Below are 14003 nucleotides of genomic sequence, written 5' to 3' on the forward strand. Positions count from 1 at the left end.
GCTCGGTCCGTCACGCCACCCGCAACGTGTGCGTTGCGGCTCGCTCGGCGGGTTCAGCTGCACGAATTCCACCCCTGGGTCGCCGACATCTTCGCCTGACGTGTCCCTCGTCGCCTCGGTCGTTCGTCGTGTAGTTGAATCGGGAGACACCCGATCACGACAGACAGGATCCGATCATGAAGTACGCATTCCTCCTCTACGACGACCCGACCAACGGTGCCGAGATGGGCACCCCCGAGATGGATCTCGAGATGCAGCAGTGGTTCACGTTCACCGATGAACTCACGGCGTCCGGCAAGAACCTGGGTGGCGAGGCGTTGAATCCGGTGGAGACCGCCACGACCGTCAGGGTCCGAGACGGCAGGACCGTCACCGTCGACGGCCCCTTCGCCGAGACGAAGGAGACGCTCGGCGGGTTCTACATCGTTGAGGCCGCCGACCTCGACGAAGCGATCGAGTGGGCGGCGAAGGTTCCGAACGCTCCGACCGGTTCGGTCGAGATCCGACCGATCATGGAATTCGACGGCTGACGAGTCACCATGCGCGCCCGGATCTCCCCGGTCGACCACGCCTTTCGGACCGAATGGGCGCCTCTGGTCGCGACGCTGCTGAGGGAGACCCGGAGTCTGCAACTCGCCGAGGACGTGGTGTCCGAGGCGTTCGTGGAGGCGTCGGTCCGCTGGCGGACCGACGGCCCTCCACGGAGTCCCGGTGCGTGGTTGCTCACGACGGCACGTCGCAAGGCGATCGACCGGATCCGGCGGCAGCGGCGTTTCGACGAGCGACTTCCCGGTCTGGCCGCCGAACTCGACGACCCGCCGAGCCACGGCGACGAGCGGCTGGGCGATGACCAACTCGCGCTGATCGCAGGGTGCGCCCACCCGGCACTCGACGCCGAAGCGCAGGTCGCGCTCACGTTGCGGTACGTGTGCGGGCTCACGACCGAGCAGATCGCCCACTCGTTCATGGTTCCGAGCGAGACCATGAAGAAGCGACTGACACGTGCCAAGGCGAAGATCTCCGCGGCCGGTGTCCCGTTCGACATCCCGGACCGGCACCGTCTCCCCGAGCGCCTCACCGCGGTGTGTGGTGTGATCTACGCCGTGTTCAACGAGGGCTATGCGAGTTCGGTCGGGTCCGATCTCGTACGCGGTTCGTTGTGCGACGAGGCGGTGTGGTTGTCGGAACTGCTCTGCGGACTGGCACCCGACGACGGTGAGGTACACGGCCTCGCAGGTCTGATCCTGTTGACCGATTCACGCCGATCGGCACGCACCGACGCGGACGGACTGCCGGTGCTCCTCGAGGATCAGGATCGTTCGACGTGGGACTCCGCCAAGGTGGCGCGAGGTCTCGCGCACCTCGCTCGGAGTGCGTCGCTCGAAGGCGTCGGGCCGTACCGACTGATGGGGTCGATCGCCGGCCTGCACGCCCGGTCTCCGTCGGTCGAGGAGACCCCGTGGGCTCGCATCGCCGGTCTGTACGGTGCGCTGATCGCCCTGCACGACTCACCGGTCCTGCGGCTGAACCAGGCAGCCGCACTCGCCTGGAGCGAGGGCAGCGCCACCGGTCTGGCGCTGATGGACCAACTCGTCGGGGAACTCGACGACTACTCGTACCTCCACTCGTCGCGAGCCGCGCTGCTGGTCAAGCTGGGTCGGGTCGACGAGGCACACGCCGCCTACGACCGGGCGATCTCCCTCACGAGCAACGAGGCCGAGCGTCGCTGGATGATGCTCCGTCGAAGCGAACACCCGACTCCTCGGACCTCGTAGTGTCGCGGGCGCATGAAGCGCTCGGTGACTCTCGGTTCGGTGCTCGTCGCCGTCTGCGTGTGGAGCGTCGCCAGTGCGACGTTCCCGGACACCATCGACGGATCGGCGCGTGCCACCGAACGCGCCGTTCGTCGCGCTCCGCCGACGACCGGTCCGACCGTCGGCGGATGCCCGGTGTTTCCCGCCGACAACCCGTGGAACCAGGACATCTCGGGGTTCCCCGTGCACGCGCGCAGCAACCGGATCATCGCGAAGATCCAGGCGACGGGCAGCGACGATCTCCATCCCGACTTCGGCGAGAACCCGAACTACGGCATCCCGTACGTGGTGGTCGGTGGCGATCAGGAGCGCGTGCCGATCGTCTACGACGCGTACGGCGACGAGAGCGATCCCGGACCGTTCCCGATTCCTCTCGGAGCACGTGTCGAGGGCGAACCCGGTGCGACCACCGGAGATCGTCACGTGATCGCACTGCAGACCGGTACCTGTGAGCTCTTCGAGTTGTACGTCGCACGCCGTGCCGGAGCGGGCTGGACTGCCGAGTCCGGTGCGCGGTTCGATCTCCGGTCGAACGCACTCCGCCCGATGGGTTGGACCAGCGCCGACGCCGCCGGACTCGCGATCTTCCCCGGCCTCGTCCGTTACGACGAGGTCGCCGACGGCGAGATCAGGCACGCGATCCGGGTGACGATGAGTCGGACGCAGCGCGGATACATCCTCCCGGCAACCCACTTCGCATCCAGTTCGACCGACCCCGACCTCCCGCCGATGGGGCTCCGCCTCCGACTCCGTGCCGACGCCGACCTGAGCGGTCTCACCGGGCAGGCGCTCGTGATCGCCACGGCGATGCAGCGCTACGGCCTGATCGTCGCCGACAACGGATCCAACTGGTTCTTCCAGGGATCCCACGATCCGCGGTGGGACGACGGCGACCTCGACCAGTTGAAGGACATCCCCGGCACGGCCTTCGAAGTGGTCGACACCGGACCGGTCATCGGGTGACACCTCGAACGGGCAGGTCAACCAGCCAGTTCGTCGGCGAGGAGTTCGAGTGCGGTGGTGGCGAAGGCCACCATGTTCGCGAGGCGATCGTCGTCGCCCGTGAGCACGTGTCGGGCGGTCTCGGTCGGGCCGCTCACGGCGACCCACGCGTGACCGGGCGGGTCGCCGTAGGGATTGCCGGAGGGGCCGGTGGCACCGCCCTCGCCGACTCCCCACGTGGCACGGAGATGGATCCGCGTGGCGCGTGCCAGGTGGATCGCCCACGGTTCGGATGCCCCTCGGAGCCGATGTGGTCGTTCGACGGGACCGGTGAGCATCCCGTCGAGCGCGTTGCGGGTGTAGATCACGCTGCCACCGAGGTAGAAGGCCGACGCGCCGGGCACGGCGAGCAGTGCAGCGGAGGTGAGGCCGCCGGCGCTTCCCTCGGCGACCGCCACCGTCTCGCCGCGTCGCCGGAGCAGTTCGCCGCACTTCGCTCCGGCGTCGAGCAGCGCCGAGGGAAGCAGGCTCATCGAGTGGTTCCGTCGTCGCGTGGCATCTGCGGAAGGTAACGCAACACACGGGATTGGTCGCCGGTCGGACGGGGTCGGTAGCGTCGTGGCACACCCGTCGCCGAACGATCCGAGTTCGTGACGAAGATTCCAGGAGTTCCGAGATGCCCGAAGCAGTGTTCGTTTCCTATGCCCGTACCGGGTTGGCCAAGGCCGGTCGCGGCGGGTTCAACATGACCCCGGCGATGTCGATGGCTGCGCACGCCATCAAGCACGCCGTCGCCAAGTCGGGCGTCGAACCCGAAGCCGTCGAGGACGTCAACCTCGGCAACGGTGCCCACGGCGCCGGCAACCTCGGACGCCTCGCTGCGCTGCTCGCCGGGCTCCCCACCACGGTGAGCGGCAACACCATCCAGCGTCACTGCTCCTCGGGCCTGAACTCGATCGCCATCGCTGCGAACCACATCAAGATGGGCGAGGCCGACGTGTCGGTCGCTGCGGGCGTGGAATCGATCACGATGCCCGGAGGTGGCCTCGACAGCCTCGGTGGCGTCGATCCCGCTCTCACCGAGCAGTACCCGGCGATCTTCATGGCGATGATCGAGACCGCCGACATCGTGGCGGAGCGCTACGGCGTGTCGCGCGAGTCCCAGGACGAGTACTCCTTCGAGTCGCAGATGCGCATGGCCAAGGCGCAGGAGAACGAACTGTTCGTCGACGAGATCGTTCCGATGGAGACGAAGATGAAGCTCGTCGACCGCGAGACCAAGGAGGAGACCATCGTCGACTACGTGGTCGACAAGGACGAGTGCAACCGTCCGACCACCACCCTCGAAGGGCTGTCCCAGCTCGGCCCGGTCCGCGGCGAGGGCAACTACATCACCGCCGGCAACGCCTCTCAGCTCTCCGACGGCGCCGCAGCCGTGGTGATGATGTCCGACGCCGAGGCCTCCAGGCGCGACATCGAGCCGCTCGGCGCCTTCAAGGGCTGGGCAGTGGCCGGTTGCGAGCCCGACGAGATGGGCATCGGCCCGATCTACGCCGTGCCCAAGCTGCTCGAGCGCCACGGCCTCACCGTCGACGACATCGACATCTGGGAACTCAACGAAGCGTTCGCGTCGCAGTGCCTGTACAGCCGTGACACGCTCGGCATCGACCCCGAGAAGTACAACGTCAACGGTGGCTCGATCGCCATCGGCCACCCCTTCGGCATGACCGGCACGCGTTGCGCCGGCCACATCCTGCAGGAAGGAAAGCGTCGGGGCGCCAAGTACGGCGTCGTCACGATGTGCGTGGGTGGCGGCATGGGCGCCGCCGGACTCATCGAGATCTACTGATCCGATCCGCAGGAGGGCCGGTTCGCTTCGGCGGGCCGGCCCTTTCCGCGTCCGTTCGCTCGTACACCATCGCTGAGCAGGGGTTTCGCGACTCCAGAAACTCTGGAGTACCCCTTCGCTTCAATGGAGTGCATGACCTCCACCGCCACCCGCAACGAGCGCACCGCACCCCAGCAGCTCACGCTGCTCTCGGATTCCCCGACCGATCGGGAACTCGCCGAGTCGAAGGCTCCGACGCAGTTCCGTCTGTCCAGGACCACCCGGCAACGCGGCCTCGCCCACGTCGCCCAGATCCGTCGTCAACTCGCCGACGCCCAGGCCCGCCAGGCCGCGGCGCAGGCACGACCGCTTCCGCACCGCCACTCCCACGCAGCCTGACGGCCTCCGGCTGCGGGTGGACTCAGCCCGCCGAGGGAGCCAGGTCGCGTACTGCCTGCCAGTGGTTCAGTTCGGGGTCGAGCGGGAGGATCGCGAGCGAACTCGTGGTCACACCGTTGTCGAAGTAGGCCTGGATCTTCCGGCGGCACTCGGCCGGCGAGCCGTGGATGATCAGGTCGTCGACGACCTCGTCGGGGATCTCACCGAGCGCCGCCTTGCGGTCCCCCGCCTTCCATGCGTCCCACATGCCACCGAGCGCATCCCCTCGCCCCATCCATTCGTGGAAGGCCGCGTAGACCGGGACGTTGAGGTAGGCAGCGATCGCGAAGCGTGCGGCGGCGCGCACCACGTCGCTGTTCTCACTCGGGCAGCAGAAGATACGACACACGATCTCCTTGTCCGAGCCGTCGCCGGCCTCGTGCACGATCGGGGCTACCGTCGCGACGTCGTCCGCCGACAACCAGTTGACGATCGCCCCGTCGGCCTCGCGGCCGGCGAGGCGCAACATCCCCTCGCGCAGCGCAGCGACGAGGATCTGCGGCTTCTGCTCCGGGACGATGCCGAGACGGAACCCGTCGACCGCGAACGTGTCGTACTCGTGCTTGACCTTCTCGCCGCCGAGGGCGTCGTTGAGGAACCGGACGACGTCTCGGACCTTCTTGTACGGCTCCTCGAACGGGATGCCGTTCCACCGCTCCACGATCACGTTGCTCGACGAGCCGACACCGATCGCGAATCGGCCGGGTGCGGCGTCGGCGAGGGACGCCACGCTCTGAGCGAACAGCGCAGGCGAACGCGTGTAGGCGGGAACGATCGCCGTCCCCAGACGGAGTCGCGGTTCCCACGCCGCCGCCATCGACAGCGGGGTGAAGGCGTCGGCGCCGTCCGCCTCGGCCGACCAGATGTCGGTGTAGCCGAGGTCGGCCAGTTCGTGCAGCTTGGCCTCGTGCGAGTGCAGCGGCCCCGGGAGCGGGACGGTCATGCCAGGACGGTGGGGAAGTGCCATCTCCCGACCCTACGCATCGGACCGATCCCGGCCCGATTCGCTCCGAGACGTGACCGATCAGACGTCGCGGAGGCGGGCGATCACGCTCTGACTCGCGGTGGCCAGCAGCGTGCCGTCCTCGGCGAACATGTGGACCAGGCCGTGGCCGAATCCGCGCTCGACGGCATGGATGCGGATGTCCATCAGAACCCAGTCGGTCGGCACCATCCGGCCGACCCGCAGCGTGTTGTCGAGGCTGTTCCCACCACCACGCCGTCCGAGCGCCTGACCGACCCCCATCGGCACGAAATCGCCGAGGATCGCCAGCGTGACGGCGTCGACGTCGGCGATCACCTCGGGAATCCGCGCCCACATCAGCGTCTGGCCGTCTCCCTGCACCACGTCCTTCGGCCGCGTGGCGAGGTCGTCCCACTCCACGCCCTTGACCATCCGCTGGTCGAGTTGTGCGGTGATGGTCCCCTCACCGTCGGTCGAGGTCGGTCTGCGCGGCAACGAGAGCGGTGCGGGGAGATCGACCGGCATCGACTCCCACTGACCGCTCGCCTCGAAGTCACGGTCACCGAGGGCTGCGTTCACCGTGAGGATCTCGCGATCGGCGACGTGGCACACCGCTCGGGCCTGCGTGATCGAGCGGCCGTCGACGGCGATCGTGACGTCGATGTCCACCACGTCGCCGAGCTGCGTGTAGGACAGGTACTGAGCGGTCGCCCACACGCATCGTCGCCCCGACGTGCCTTCGAGAGCCGAGATCGCCGCGGCGAGGCCGCACCCGCCGAACATGAACCCTTCGTTCACCGAGATCTTGCGCGTCACCGGCAGCTTCCAGCGAAAGCGGTTGTGCGTCGATTCGAGTCCGAGAAAGCTTCGCGAGTCCATGGCGGGTTCGATCGTAGAGCGCGCCGGTCGCGAGCACCGGCGCGATGTTCTGTACGGTCCGACCATGACGACAGACACCTGGCAGGGCGATGCGGTCGGACTCGTGGAGGCCTTCCGCTCGGGCGAGCGGTCACCGATCGAGGAACTCGACGCGGCATACGAAGCGATCGACGCGAGCGACCTGAACGCCGTGTGCTTCACCGATCGTGACGCAGCACGCGCCGACGCCGTTGCGGCCGACGTGTCCAAGCCGTTCGGTGGCGTGCCGATCGGGGTGAAATCACTCAACGAGGTCGAAGGATGGCCCAACGACGAGGCATCGGTTCCGCTGAAGGACCACGTCGGGAAGATCACCACCACGCAGGTCGACCGCATCCGTCGCCTCGGCGGGGCGGTCCTCGCGGCTCAGTGCACGTCCAGCGAGTTCGGTGGTGTCAACCTCACGCGCACGGTGCTCCACGGCGCCACACACAATCCCTGGCAACACGGGCGCACGCCGGGCGGGTCGTCGGGCGGATCGGCGTCCGTGGTCGCAGGTGGCCTGCTGCCGATCGCCACCGGTGGCGATGGCGGAGGCTCGATCCGGATTCCGTGTGGGTTCACCGGGCTCGTCGGCCTGAAGGCGACGTTCGGACGCATCCCCCTCGGTCCGAACACGCAGTACGGGAACCTCACCGTGACGACGGGCTGCATGGCTCGCTCGGTCCGTGACACCGCTCGCTGGTTCGACGTGTGCAACGGCCACGACCCGACCGACCCGCTGAGTCTTCCCCGGGTCGAAGGCTGGGAGCGCGGCCTCGGCTCCCACGGAGACGCGTTGCGCGGAGCACGGGTCGCCGTCGTCCCGGACTGGGGCGGAGCGGTGGTGTCGCCGGTGATGTGGGAACTCCTGGAGGAGGCGGCGACACAGCTGATCGCCGACGTCTCGATGACCCGCACCGATGACGTCGACACCCACGTCCCGCGGATGGGTGGAGCCTGGTCGATCTCGGGGATGATCGAGATCCGGGCCGCCCTCGGCGACCTCTACCCCGACTGCGCCGACGACCTCACCCCCGAGATGAAGTTCGGACTCGCGTCGACCGACGGCAAGTACAGCGAGGAGGGTCGGGCTCGGATCGAGCGTCGGCGGACCGAGGTCAATCAAGCGATGGCGAAGATCTTCGACCCGGTCGACGGTGTCGACTTCGTCATCACGGCGTCCAACCCCGACGTGGCCTTCGACGCGAACGGCCCGTTGGCCTCGGTGTTCGGCGGGATCGAGGCCGGGATGGGCAACAACGGCCAACTCACCTTCCCGGCGAACCTCCACGGCAACCCGGCGATCTCGGTTCCCGCGGGTCAGCTCGACGGCCTCCCGATCGGACTGCAGATCGTCGGTCGCCACTTCAGCGAACCGCTGCTGCTCGACCTGGCTCGCACGATGGAGCAGAACCGACCCTGGCCTCTGACGAGCCTGACCACCTGACCGGTTGCTGCTGCTCACGCGACCGACGACGACCATGACGGTCCGAACGTCTCGATGACTTACGGTGTCGGGCATGAAGGTCGCACTCACCGTCACTGACTTCATCCGCCGGGCCGAACTCGTCTACCCCGACCGCGTCGCCGTCGTCGACGAGCCCGACCAACCCGCAGAGTCCTGGGGGTCGATCGACTATCGCGAGATGGCGCGACGCGCGAGAGCGATCGCCGCGGGCCTCGACGAACTGGGCATCGGCGTCGGCGAACGGGTCGCCATGGTCAGCCACAACTCGGCCCGACTGCTCACCGCCCTGTTCGGAGTGTCGGGGTCGGGGCGCGTCCTGGTGCCGATCAACTTCCGACTCGTCGCCGCCGAGGTGAAGTACATCGTCGAGCACTCCGGAGCCCGACTGCTGCTCGTCGATCCCGAACTCGCCGATGCGCTCGCCGACGTCGAGTGCGAGCGCACGATGATCATCGGAGCGGAGTCCGACGCGGTCCTCATGAAGTTCGACACCGAGCCCGTCGGATGGGAGCCCGACGAGGACGCCACCGCCACGATCAACTACACGTCGGGGACGACGGCACGGCCGAAGGGTGTGCAGCTGACGCACCGCAACCTGTGGATCAACGCAACCACGTTCGGGTGGCACATGGGCGTGTCGGACCGTGACGTGTATCTGCACACACTGCCCCAGTTCCACTGCAACGGCTGGGGGATGCTGTACGCCGTCAGCGCCATGGGTGGCCGGCACGTCATCATCCGCAAGATCGACGGTCACGAGATCCTGCGGCGCGTCGAGGAGCACGGCGTCACCCTGATCTGCGGGGCACCGGCGGTCCTCAACGCGGTCCTCGATGCCGCTGCCGAACTGGCTGCCGACGGCAGGCCGATCCCCGGCAGCGGGACGATGCGCATCGTCGTCGCCGGCGCTCCCCCACCGACGAAGACGATCGAACGGACCGAGACCGAACTCGGGTGGGAGTTCGTCCAGATCTACGGTCTCACCGAGACGGCGCCGCTCATCACGATCAACCGCAACCGGGTCGAGTACGACGACCTGACCCCGCACGAACGGGCCCAGAAGCTGAGTCGCGCCGGCGCTCCGAGCTTCGGCACGACGATGGCCGTCGACGCCGAGGGCGAGATCATGGCGCGCAGCAACACGATCATGGCCGGCTACTGGGAACAGCCCGACCAGACCGATGCGGCCATCCGTGACGGTTTCTTCCACACCGGCGACGGCGGGACGATCGACGACGACCACTACGTCGTGATCTCGGACCGCAAGAAGGACGTGATCATCTCCGGTGGCGAGAACGTGTCGTCGATCGAGGTGGAGGATGCGATCTTCCAGCACCCCGACGTGACCGAGGTCGCGGTGATCGGGATCCCCGACGAGAAGTGGGGCGAACTGGTCACTGCGCTCGTCGTCACCGCTCCGGGCAGCGACCTCGACGAGGCGACACTGATCGCCCACACGCGAGGTCTCCTCGCCGGCTACAAGTGCCCGAAGAAGATCGAGTTCCGCGACGAACTGGCCAGGACTGCAACGGGCAAGCTGCAGAAGTTCAAGCTCCGTGAACCCTTCTGGCACGGCGCAGAGAAGCAGATCAACTGAGCCGCTGAGCGTCAGGGGAACCGCCCCGCACGGCGAAGCGTCAGATCACGCATGCCTGTACGAACCGCGACAACGATCGCGATCCTCCTCGCCTCGGCAGCTGCCTGCGGCACGTCAGCGGCCTCGCCATCCGCCACGCCTCCGGCCACCGGCGTCGCTGCGAGCACCCCGAGCTCGATCCCGCAGGAGCCCGACGAGCAACCAGCGACGACCGGCGCAGCCGCATCCATCATCGGGCCCGTGTGGTGGCTGTCTGCGGCAAGTATCGACGGCGTCGAAGTCCCTCCGAAGGAATCGATCTTTCGACGCGCCCGCTTCCAGTTCGTCGACGACTTCGGTTGCCATCACGGCGAGTGCCGCGACGGGTTGACCCTGGTGGGCAACGACGCGTGCAACGACTTCTCCAGCGACGTCGTCATCGAGGCATCCACCGTCACACTCGGCACCAACGGAGAATCCACGTCGGGGGCCTGCGACGACGACCTGACCCAGGCGTTCAGACAGGTCCTCACCGGATCGTTCGATGTCGACATCGACGGCGGCGGCGAACTGGTGGCCACGTCCGCCGACGATGCCATCGCACTGCGATTCGAACTCGTGGACGACCCGTTCGGGCCGACCGACCAGGACATCGTCGTCAGTGGCCGGGTCGGCGAGGTCGTCTACCGCATCGCGTGGGAGGGCACCGATCCAGCGGGCGGGCAAGGCGGCGTCCTCGAAGCGCTCGACACGTCGATCACTGCGTTCCAACGCAACGCCAGCGGCATCGGAATCGGCCCCGACTCTCCACTCGACGCCAACCTTCGAGCCGTCGATTCAGGAGCGCTGCTCTACGGAGTCGCCCACGGCGAGGCCGCCCGGGTCGAGTACGAGTCCGGTGATCAGGCGCCGACCGAGTTGATGCTGATCGAGGCGCCAGGCGGGACCGCGTGGGTGTTCGCCGACGTCGTCGAAAACAGCGATGACCCATGGTCCGTCGTCAGCTACGACGCCGCCGGAGACGAACTCGCTCGCCTCGACCGCTGAGCGCCGGCTCAGTGCATCCTCACTCGAGCGTCGCGTAGGTGGTCGAGCGGTCGTCGGTGGTCGTGCCGCCGATCTCGCCAATGCAGGCGTCGAGATCGGTGAGGTAGTCGTCGATCACTCCGGTGTTGGTGTTCGACACGGTGGAGTGGAGGTTGTCGGGAGGCGTCTGGCGATCGTGATACCAACCACGCTGCAGCAGTGCGTCCCCCAGTGCGAACATGTCGAGCCCGCTGTCGGGCTCGGCGGCCATCGCGACGAGGTGGAACTGCCCGTTGCCGAGGACCCGGACCCCGTCGATCGCCATGATCCCGGCCCGCATCCGGTCGGCGTTGATCAGGGTCTGGCGGGTCAGTTCGACGTAGCCGTCGATCCCGAGGTGTTGCATCACCGCCCACGCACACGCCATCGGCAGACCCGACCGGGTGCCCTGCATGTTGGGCGACGCGTAGAACCCACCGAGCCAACCGTCGAAGACGAAGGTCTGGTACTGACGTGATGCCTTGGACCGGTGCAGGATCACCGACACCCCCTTGGGTGCGTAGCCGAGCTTGTGGATGTCCGCCGAGATGGTGGTGACGCCCGGGACCCGGAAGTCCCACGGCTCGACCTCACGACCCAGACGCTCGGCGAACGGCAGGACGAACCCACCCATGCATGCATCGACATGGCAGTTCGCGTCGACCGACATGGCGATCTGAGCGATGGCAGCGATGTCGTCCTGCACCCCCTGCGGATACTGCGGCGCCGACCCGACGACGAGGACCGTGTCGGCGTTCACCGTCGTCTCCATGGCCTCGACGTCGGCGGTGTAGTCCTCGCGTACCGGAGCGGTTCGGACGGTGAGACCGAAGTTGTGCGCAGCTTTGTGGAAGGCGGCGTGAGCGGTCTCGGGCAGCACCATCTCGGGTTCGGTGACGCCGCGTTCGACGGCTCCCCGCTCGCGAGCTGCGAGCACCGCACAGAGGATCGACTCGGTGCCACCGCTCGTGAGGAATCCCGACGCCGCACCCTCGTCGAGGAGTTCTCCGTGCAGCAGCGACGACGTCCACCCGACGACTTCGCGCTGGATCGCCGCGAGTGACGGGAACGCCTGGGTGTTCAGTGCGTTCTCGTGCAGGTAGAGCCGTGCTGCCTGCTCGGCGACCTCGTGGACCGACGGCCCTCCGTCGTAGACCATGCCGAAGGTCTTGCCATCGGCCCACTTCACGTCGTTCGCTTGCTTCTCGGTCAGGTCGGCGATGACCTCGTCGACCGGCCGCCCCTGTGTGCCCAGCTCCGTCATCGGTCGATCCTCTCACACGACGTGACTTCCGAACCCTCCGAGCGAAGAGCGAGGAGACGCTCCTCTCGGCGCAGGAGCGTCAGCCGGCGACGAAGCCACCGGCTGCGAACGCGTCGTTCATGATCCGCTCGAGCGCCGTCGACTCGCCCGGGAACTGACCCGCCACGGTGATCGCCCAGATCACCCCGTCTCCTCGGTTCAGGACCATCGCGTGGGTCGACTCGATCGTCCCGGTGTGGCCGTAGCGGTCGTCGCCGTAGGAGATCACCCCGAGGCCGTAGCCCTGCTGACCGAGCGTTCCGCCCGGCGGGATGAGCATCGCCAGGACCGTCTCCACACTCAACGGCTTGAACCCACCGGAATCGACGTCGAGGGAGTCGAAGATCGTGACGAGGTCGGTCGGCGTCGCCACCCAGGCGCCGGCACCACCGAGGGTCTCCATGTAGTTCCGACCCGGCGTGGTGACGTGCTGGATCTCGTCGGGGCCGGGGTCGAAGGTCGGGGCGAGTCGCATCCCGGTGATCCCCAGTGGCGTGAGGAGATATCGGTACACGGCCTGCTCGTAGTCGAGGCCGGTGACCGCCTCGATGGCGAGGCCGGCGACGCAGAAGTTCATGTTGCTGTAGACGTAGCCGCCACCGCCACCGCCGACGCCGCTCGACAGCCCGGCCCGAGCGGCGTCGATGCAGTCGGCCGCCCCGCCGCGGAAGAACGTCCCGTCGTACTTCCCGAAGCCGCTGCGATGCGTCAGCAACTGCCGCAGGGTGAGGTTCGCCGACGCGCCGTTCGCCTCGGCGAGCCCGACGTGACGGGCGATCGCATCGCCGAGTGGATCGTCGAGTCCGATGACGCCGTCCTCCACGAGGGCCATCACGGTGATCGCCGTGATCGGCTTGGAGATCGACGCGATGCGGAACCGGTCCTGGGGCTCTGCCCGATCACCGGTGATCGGGTCGCGCACGCCGAACGCAGCGCTGTGGACCACGTCACCGTCGATCGACACCGCCACCGATGCGGCGGTGTTGCCGGGGCGGATCAGGATCGATTCGAGAAAGCGATCGACGCCCGACCAACCCGAGACGGCGGGAGCCTGGGCCTCGTCGACCGCGTCACCCGCCGCACCGCCGGCGTCGTCGACCACCGGCGTGGTCGGCTCCCCGCCGATACCGGCATCGTCGGTTGGGAACCGAGCCACGTCGACGTCGAGCACGACATCGGGCCCGAGGTCGAACGATGGTTCCTCGGTGTCGCCCTCCTCCTCGTCGACCTCCTCCTCGTCGCCCGCCGCAGGCGCGCCGACGTCTCCCGTGCCCTCCTCGACCGACTCGACTCCGACGCTGCCGTCCCCGACCGTGGCGTCGTCCGTCGTCGCATCCGGCGCCGAACCGGTCGATCGTGCGTCACCCGCACTCGCACTGTCCGCTCCTTCGTCGTCGAGCGCCACGTCGGCGTCCGTCGGCATCGACTCGACTCCGCTCCGGGAGCCACCGCCTGTGCCGTCGCGAACACCGTCGTCGTCCGACGACGGTGTTCGATCGCTCCCGCCATCGGGAATCGACGACACAGGTCGAGACACGGTGTCGTCGGCACGCCCGGCGGCGCACGACGCAGCCGACACTCCGGCGGTGAGCGCGAGGGCGAGTGCGATCCGTCGTCTCATCGGATGTCCATGATGACCCCCGACGGTGCCTCCCGTGCGGCACCCCGTGCGAATGCGCCCACATCACGGCCGGCATCGCGGCCG

13 protein-coding genes are annotated in these 14003 nt (G+C 67.8%); 8 read left to right on the forward strand and 5 right to left on the reverse strand.

Going from position 1 to position 14003, the window contains the following annotated elements:
* The first annotated feature begins 176 nt into the window (after positions 1 to 176).
* Genes ABJK40_RS21730 through ABJK40_RS21740 form a run of 3 tightly spaced genes read left to right on the forward strand, consistent with a single transcriptional unit; the run spans position 177 to position 2777 of the window.
* On the forward strand, positions 177 to 530 hold the full coding sequence (locus ABJK40_RS21730) for a YciI family protein (RefSeq protein WP_348479870.1): 354 nt from the start codon (positions 177 to 179) through the stop codon (positions 528 to 530).
* A gap of 9 nt (positions 531 to 539) precedes the next feature.
* The gene (locus ABJK40_RS21735; protein WP_348510398.1) at positions 540 to 1775 is read left to right on the forward strand and encodes an RNA polymerase sigma factor; all 1236 of its coding nucleotides are present in this window, start codon (positions 540 to 542) and stop codon (positions 1773 to 1775) included.
* A 12-nt stretch (positions 1776 to 1787) separates the two neighbouring features.
* Positions 1788 to 2777, forward strand: a complete 990-nt coding sequence (locus ABJK40_RS21740) for a hypothetical protein (RefSeq protein ID WP_348479183.1) — start codon at positions 1788 to 1790, stop codon at positions 2775 to 2777.
* A 17-nt stretch (positions 2778 to 2794) separates the two neighbouring features.
* On the opposite strand, the gene ABJK40_RS21745 is transcribed toward ABJK40_RS21740, so the two are convergent.
* Positions 2795 to 3289: a CinA family protein gene (locus ABJK40_RS21745; protein WP_348479184.1), complete on the reverse strand. Its 495-nt coding sequence runs from the start codon at positions 3287 to 3289 to the stop codon at positions 2795 to 2797.
* A 143-nt stretch (positions 3290 to 3432) separates the two neighbouring features.
* On the opposite strand from ABJK40_RS21745, the gene ABJK40_RS21750 reads away from it, so the two are divergent.
* Positions 3433 to 4605, forward strand: coding sequence for an acetyl-CoA C-acyltransferase (locus ABJK40_RS21750; RefSeq protein ID WP_348479185.1), 1173 nt, complete (start codon positions 3433 to 3435; stop codon positions 4603 to 4605).
* A 132-nt stretch (positions 4606 to 4737) separates the two neighbouring features.
* Entirely contained in the window at positions 4738 to 4983 is a 246-nt protein-coding gene (locus ABJK40_RS21755; protein ID WP_348479186.1) for a hypothetical protein, read from the forward strand.
* Positions 4984 to 5005: 22 nt separating this feature from the next.
* Here ABJK40_RS21755 and ABJK40_RS21760 read toward each other — a convergent pair whose 3' ends face one another.
* Together ABJK40_RS21760 and ABJK40_RS21765 are read right to left on the reverse strand one after the other, a co-directional pair.
* On the reverse strand, positions 5006 to 5989 hold the full coding sequence (locus ABJK40_RS21760) for an LLM class F420-dependent oxidoreductase (protein WP_348510399.1): 984 nt from the start codon (positions 5987 to 5989) through the stop codon (positions 5006 to 5008).
* Between the two features lie 57 nt (positions 5990 to 6046).
* Entirely contained in the window at positions 6047 to 6865 is an 819-nt protein-coding gene (locus tag ABJK40_RS21765; protein ID WP_348479188.1) for a thioesterase family protein, read from the reverse strand.
* Positions 6866 to 6929: 64 nt separating this feature from the next.
* On the opposite strand from ABJK40_RS21765, the gene ABJK40_RS21770 reads away from it, so the two are divergent.
* The 3 genes from ABJK40_RS21770 (at position 6930) to ABJK40_RS21780 (ending at position 10977) form a co-directional block, all read left to right on the forward strand.
* Complete coding sequence (locus ABJK40_RS21770; protein WP_348479189.1) at positions 6930 to 8333, forward strand: amidase; 1404 nt, start codon at positions 6930 to 6932, stop codon at positions 8331 to 8333.
* Between the two features lie 73 nt (positions 8334 to 8406).
* Positions 8407 to 9951: an AMP-binding protein gene (locus ABJK40_RS21775; protein ID WP_348479190.1), complete on the forward strand. Its 1545-nt coding sequence runs from the start codon at positions 8407 to 8409 to the stop codon at positions 9949 to 9951.
* A gap of 51 nt (positions 9952 to 10002) precedes the next feature.
* Positions 10003 to 10977 (forward strand): META domain-containing protein, encoded by a 975-nt coding sequence (locus tag ABJK40_RS21780; RefSeq protein ID WP_348479191.1) that lies wholly within the window; start codon positions 10003 to 10005, stop codon positions 10975 to 10977.
* A gap of 19 nt (positions 10978 to 10996) precedes the next feature.
* On the opposite strand, the gene ABJK40_RS21785 is transcribed toward ABJK40_RS21780, so the two are convergent.
* Together ABJK40_RS21785 and ABJK40_RS21790 are read right to left on the reverse strand one after the other, a co-directional pair.
* A complete protein-coding gene (locus ABJK40_RS21785) occupies positions 10997 to 12259 on the reverse strand; it encodes an aminotransferase class V-fold PLP-dependent enzyme (protein WP_348479192.1) in 1263 nt (420 codons plus the stop codon).
* Positions 12260 to 12338: 79 nt separating this feature from the next.
* Positions 12339 to 13919: a serine hydrolase domain-containing protein gene (locus ABJK40_RS21790; RefSeq protein WP_348479193.1), complete on the reverse strand. Its 1581-nt coding sequence runs from the start codon at positions 13917 to 13919 to the stop codon at positions 12339 to 12341.
* Positions 13920 to 14003 lie beyond the last annotated feature (84 nt).

Origin of the sequence: Ilumatobacter sp., assembly GCF_039969435.1 — a bacterium.
GTDB lineage: Bacteria > Actinomycetota > Acidimicrobiia > Acidimicrobiales > Ilumatobacteraceae > Ilumatobacter_A.

What these genes read in the sequence shown, in the direction of transcription:
- ABJK40_RS21730 (WP_348479870.1), top strand. Translation starts at nt 177, where the DNA reads ATGAAGTACGCATTCCTCCTCTACGACGACCCGACCAACGGTGCCGAG.
- ABJK40_RS21735 (WP_348510398.1), top strand. Translation starts at nt 540, where the DNA reads ATGCGCGCCCGGATCTCCCCGGTCGACCACGCCTTTCGGACCGAATGG.
- ABJK40_RS21740 (WP_348479183.1), top strand. Translation starts at nt 1,788, where the DNA reads ATGAAGCGCTCGGTGACTCTCGGTTCGGTGCTCGTCGCCGTCTGCGTG.
- ABJK40_RS21745 (WP_348479184.1), bottom strand. Translation starts at nt 3,289, where the DNA reads ATGAGCCTGCTTCCCTCGGCGCTGCTCGACGCCGGAGCGAAGTGCGGC.
- ABJK40_RS21750 (WP_348479185.1), top strand. Translation starts at nt 3,433, where the DNA reads ATGCCCGAAGCAGTGTTCGTTTCCTATGCCCGTACCGGGTTGGCCAAG.
- ABJK40_RS21755 (WP_348479186.1), top strand. Translation starts at nt 4,738, where the DNA reads ATGACCTCCACCGCCACCCGCAACGAGCGCACCGCACCCCAGCAGCTC.
- ABJK40_RS21760 (WP_348510399.1), bottom strand. Translation starts at nt 5,989, where the DNA reads ATGGCACTTCCCCACCGTCCTGGCATGACCGTCCCGCTCCCGGGGCCG.
- ABJK40_RS21765 (WP_348479188.1), bottom strand. Translation starts at nt 6,865, where the DNA reads ATGGACTCGCGAAGCTTTCTCGGACTCGAATCGACGCACAACCGCTTT.
- ABJK40_RS21770 (WP_348479189.1), top strand. Translation starts at nt 6,930, where the DNA reads ATGACGACAGACACCTGGCAGGGCGATGCGGTCGGACTCGTGGAGGCC.
- ABJK40_RS21775 (WP_348479190.1), top strand. Translation starts at nt 8,407, where the DNA reads ATGAAGGTCGCACTCACCGTCACTGACTTCATCCGCCGGGCCGAACTC.
- ABJK40_RS21780 (WP_348479191.1), top strand. Translation starts at nt 10,003, where the DNA reads ATGCCTGTACGAACCGCGACAACGATCGCGATCCTCCTCGCCTCGGCA.
- ABJK40_RS21785 (WP_348479192.1), bottom strand. Translation starts at nt 12,259, where the DNA reads ATGACGGAGCTGGGCACACAGGGGCGGCCGGTCGACGAGGTCATCGCC.
- ABJK40_RS21790 (WP_348479193.1), bottom strand. Translation starts at nt 13,919, where the DNA reads ATGAGACGACGGATCGCACTCGCCCTCGCGCTCACCGCCGGAGTGTCG.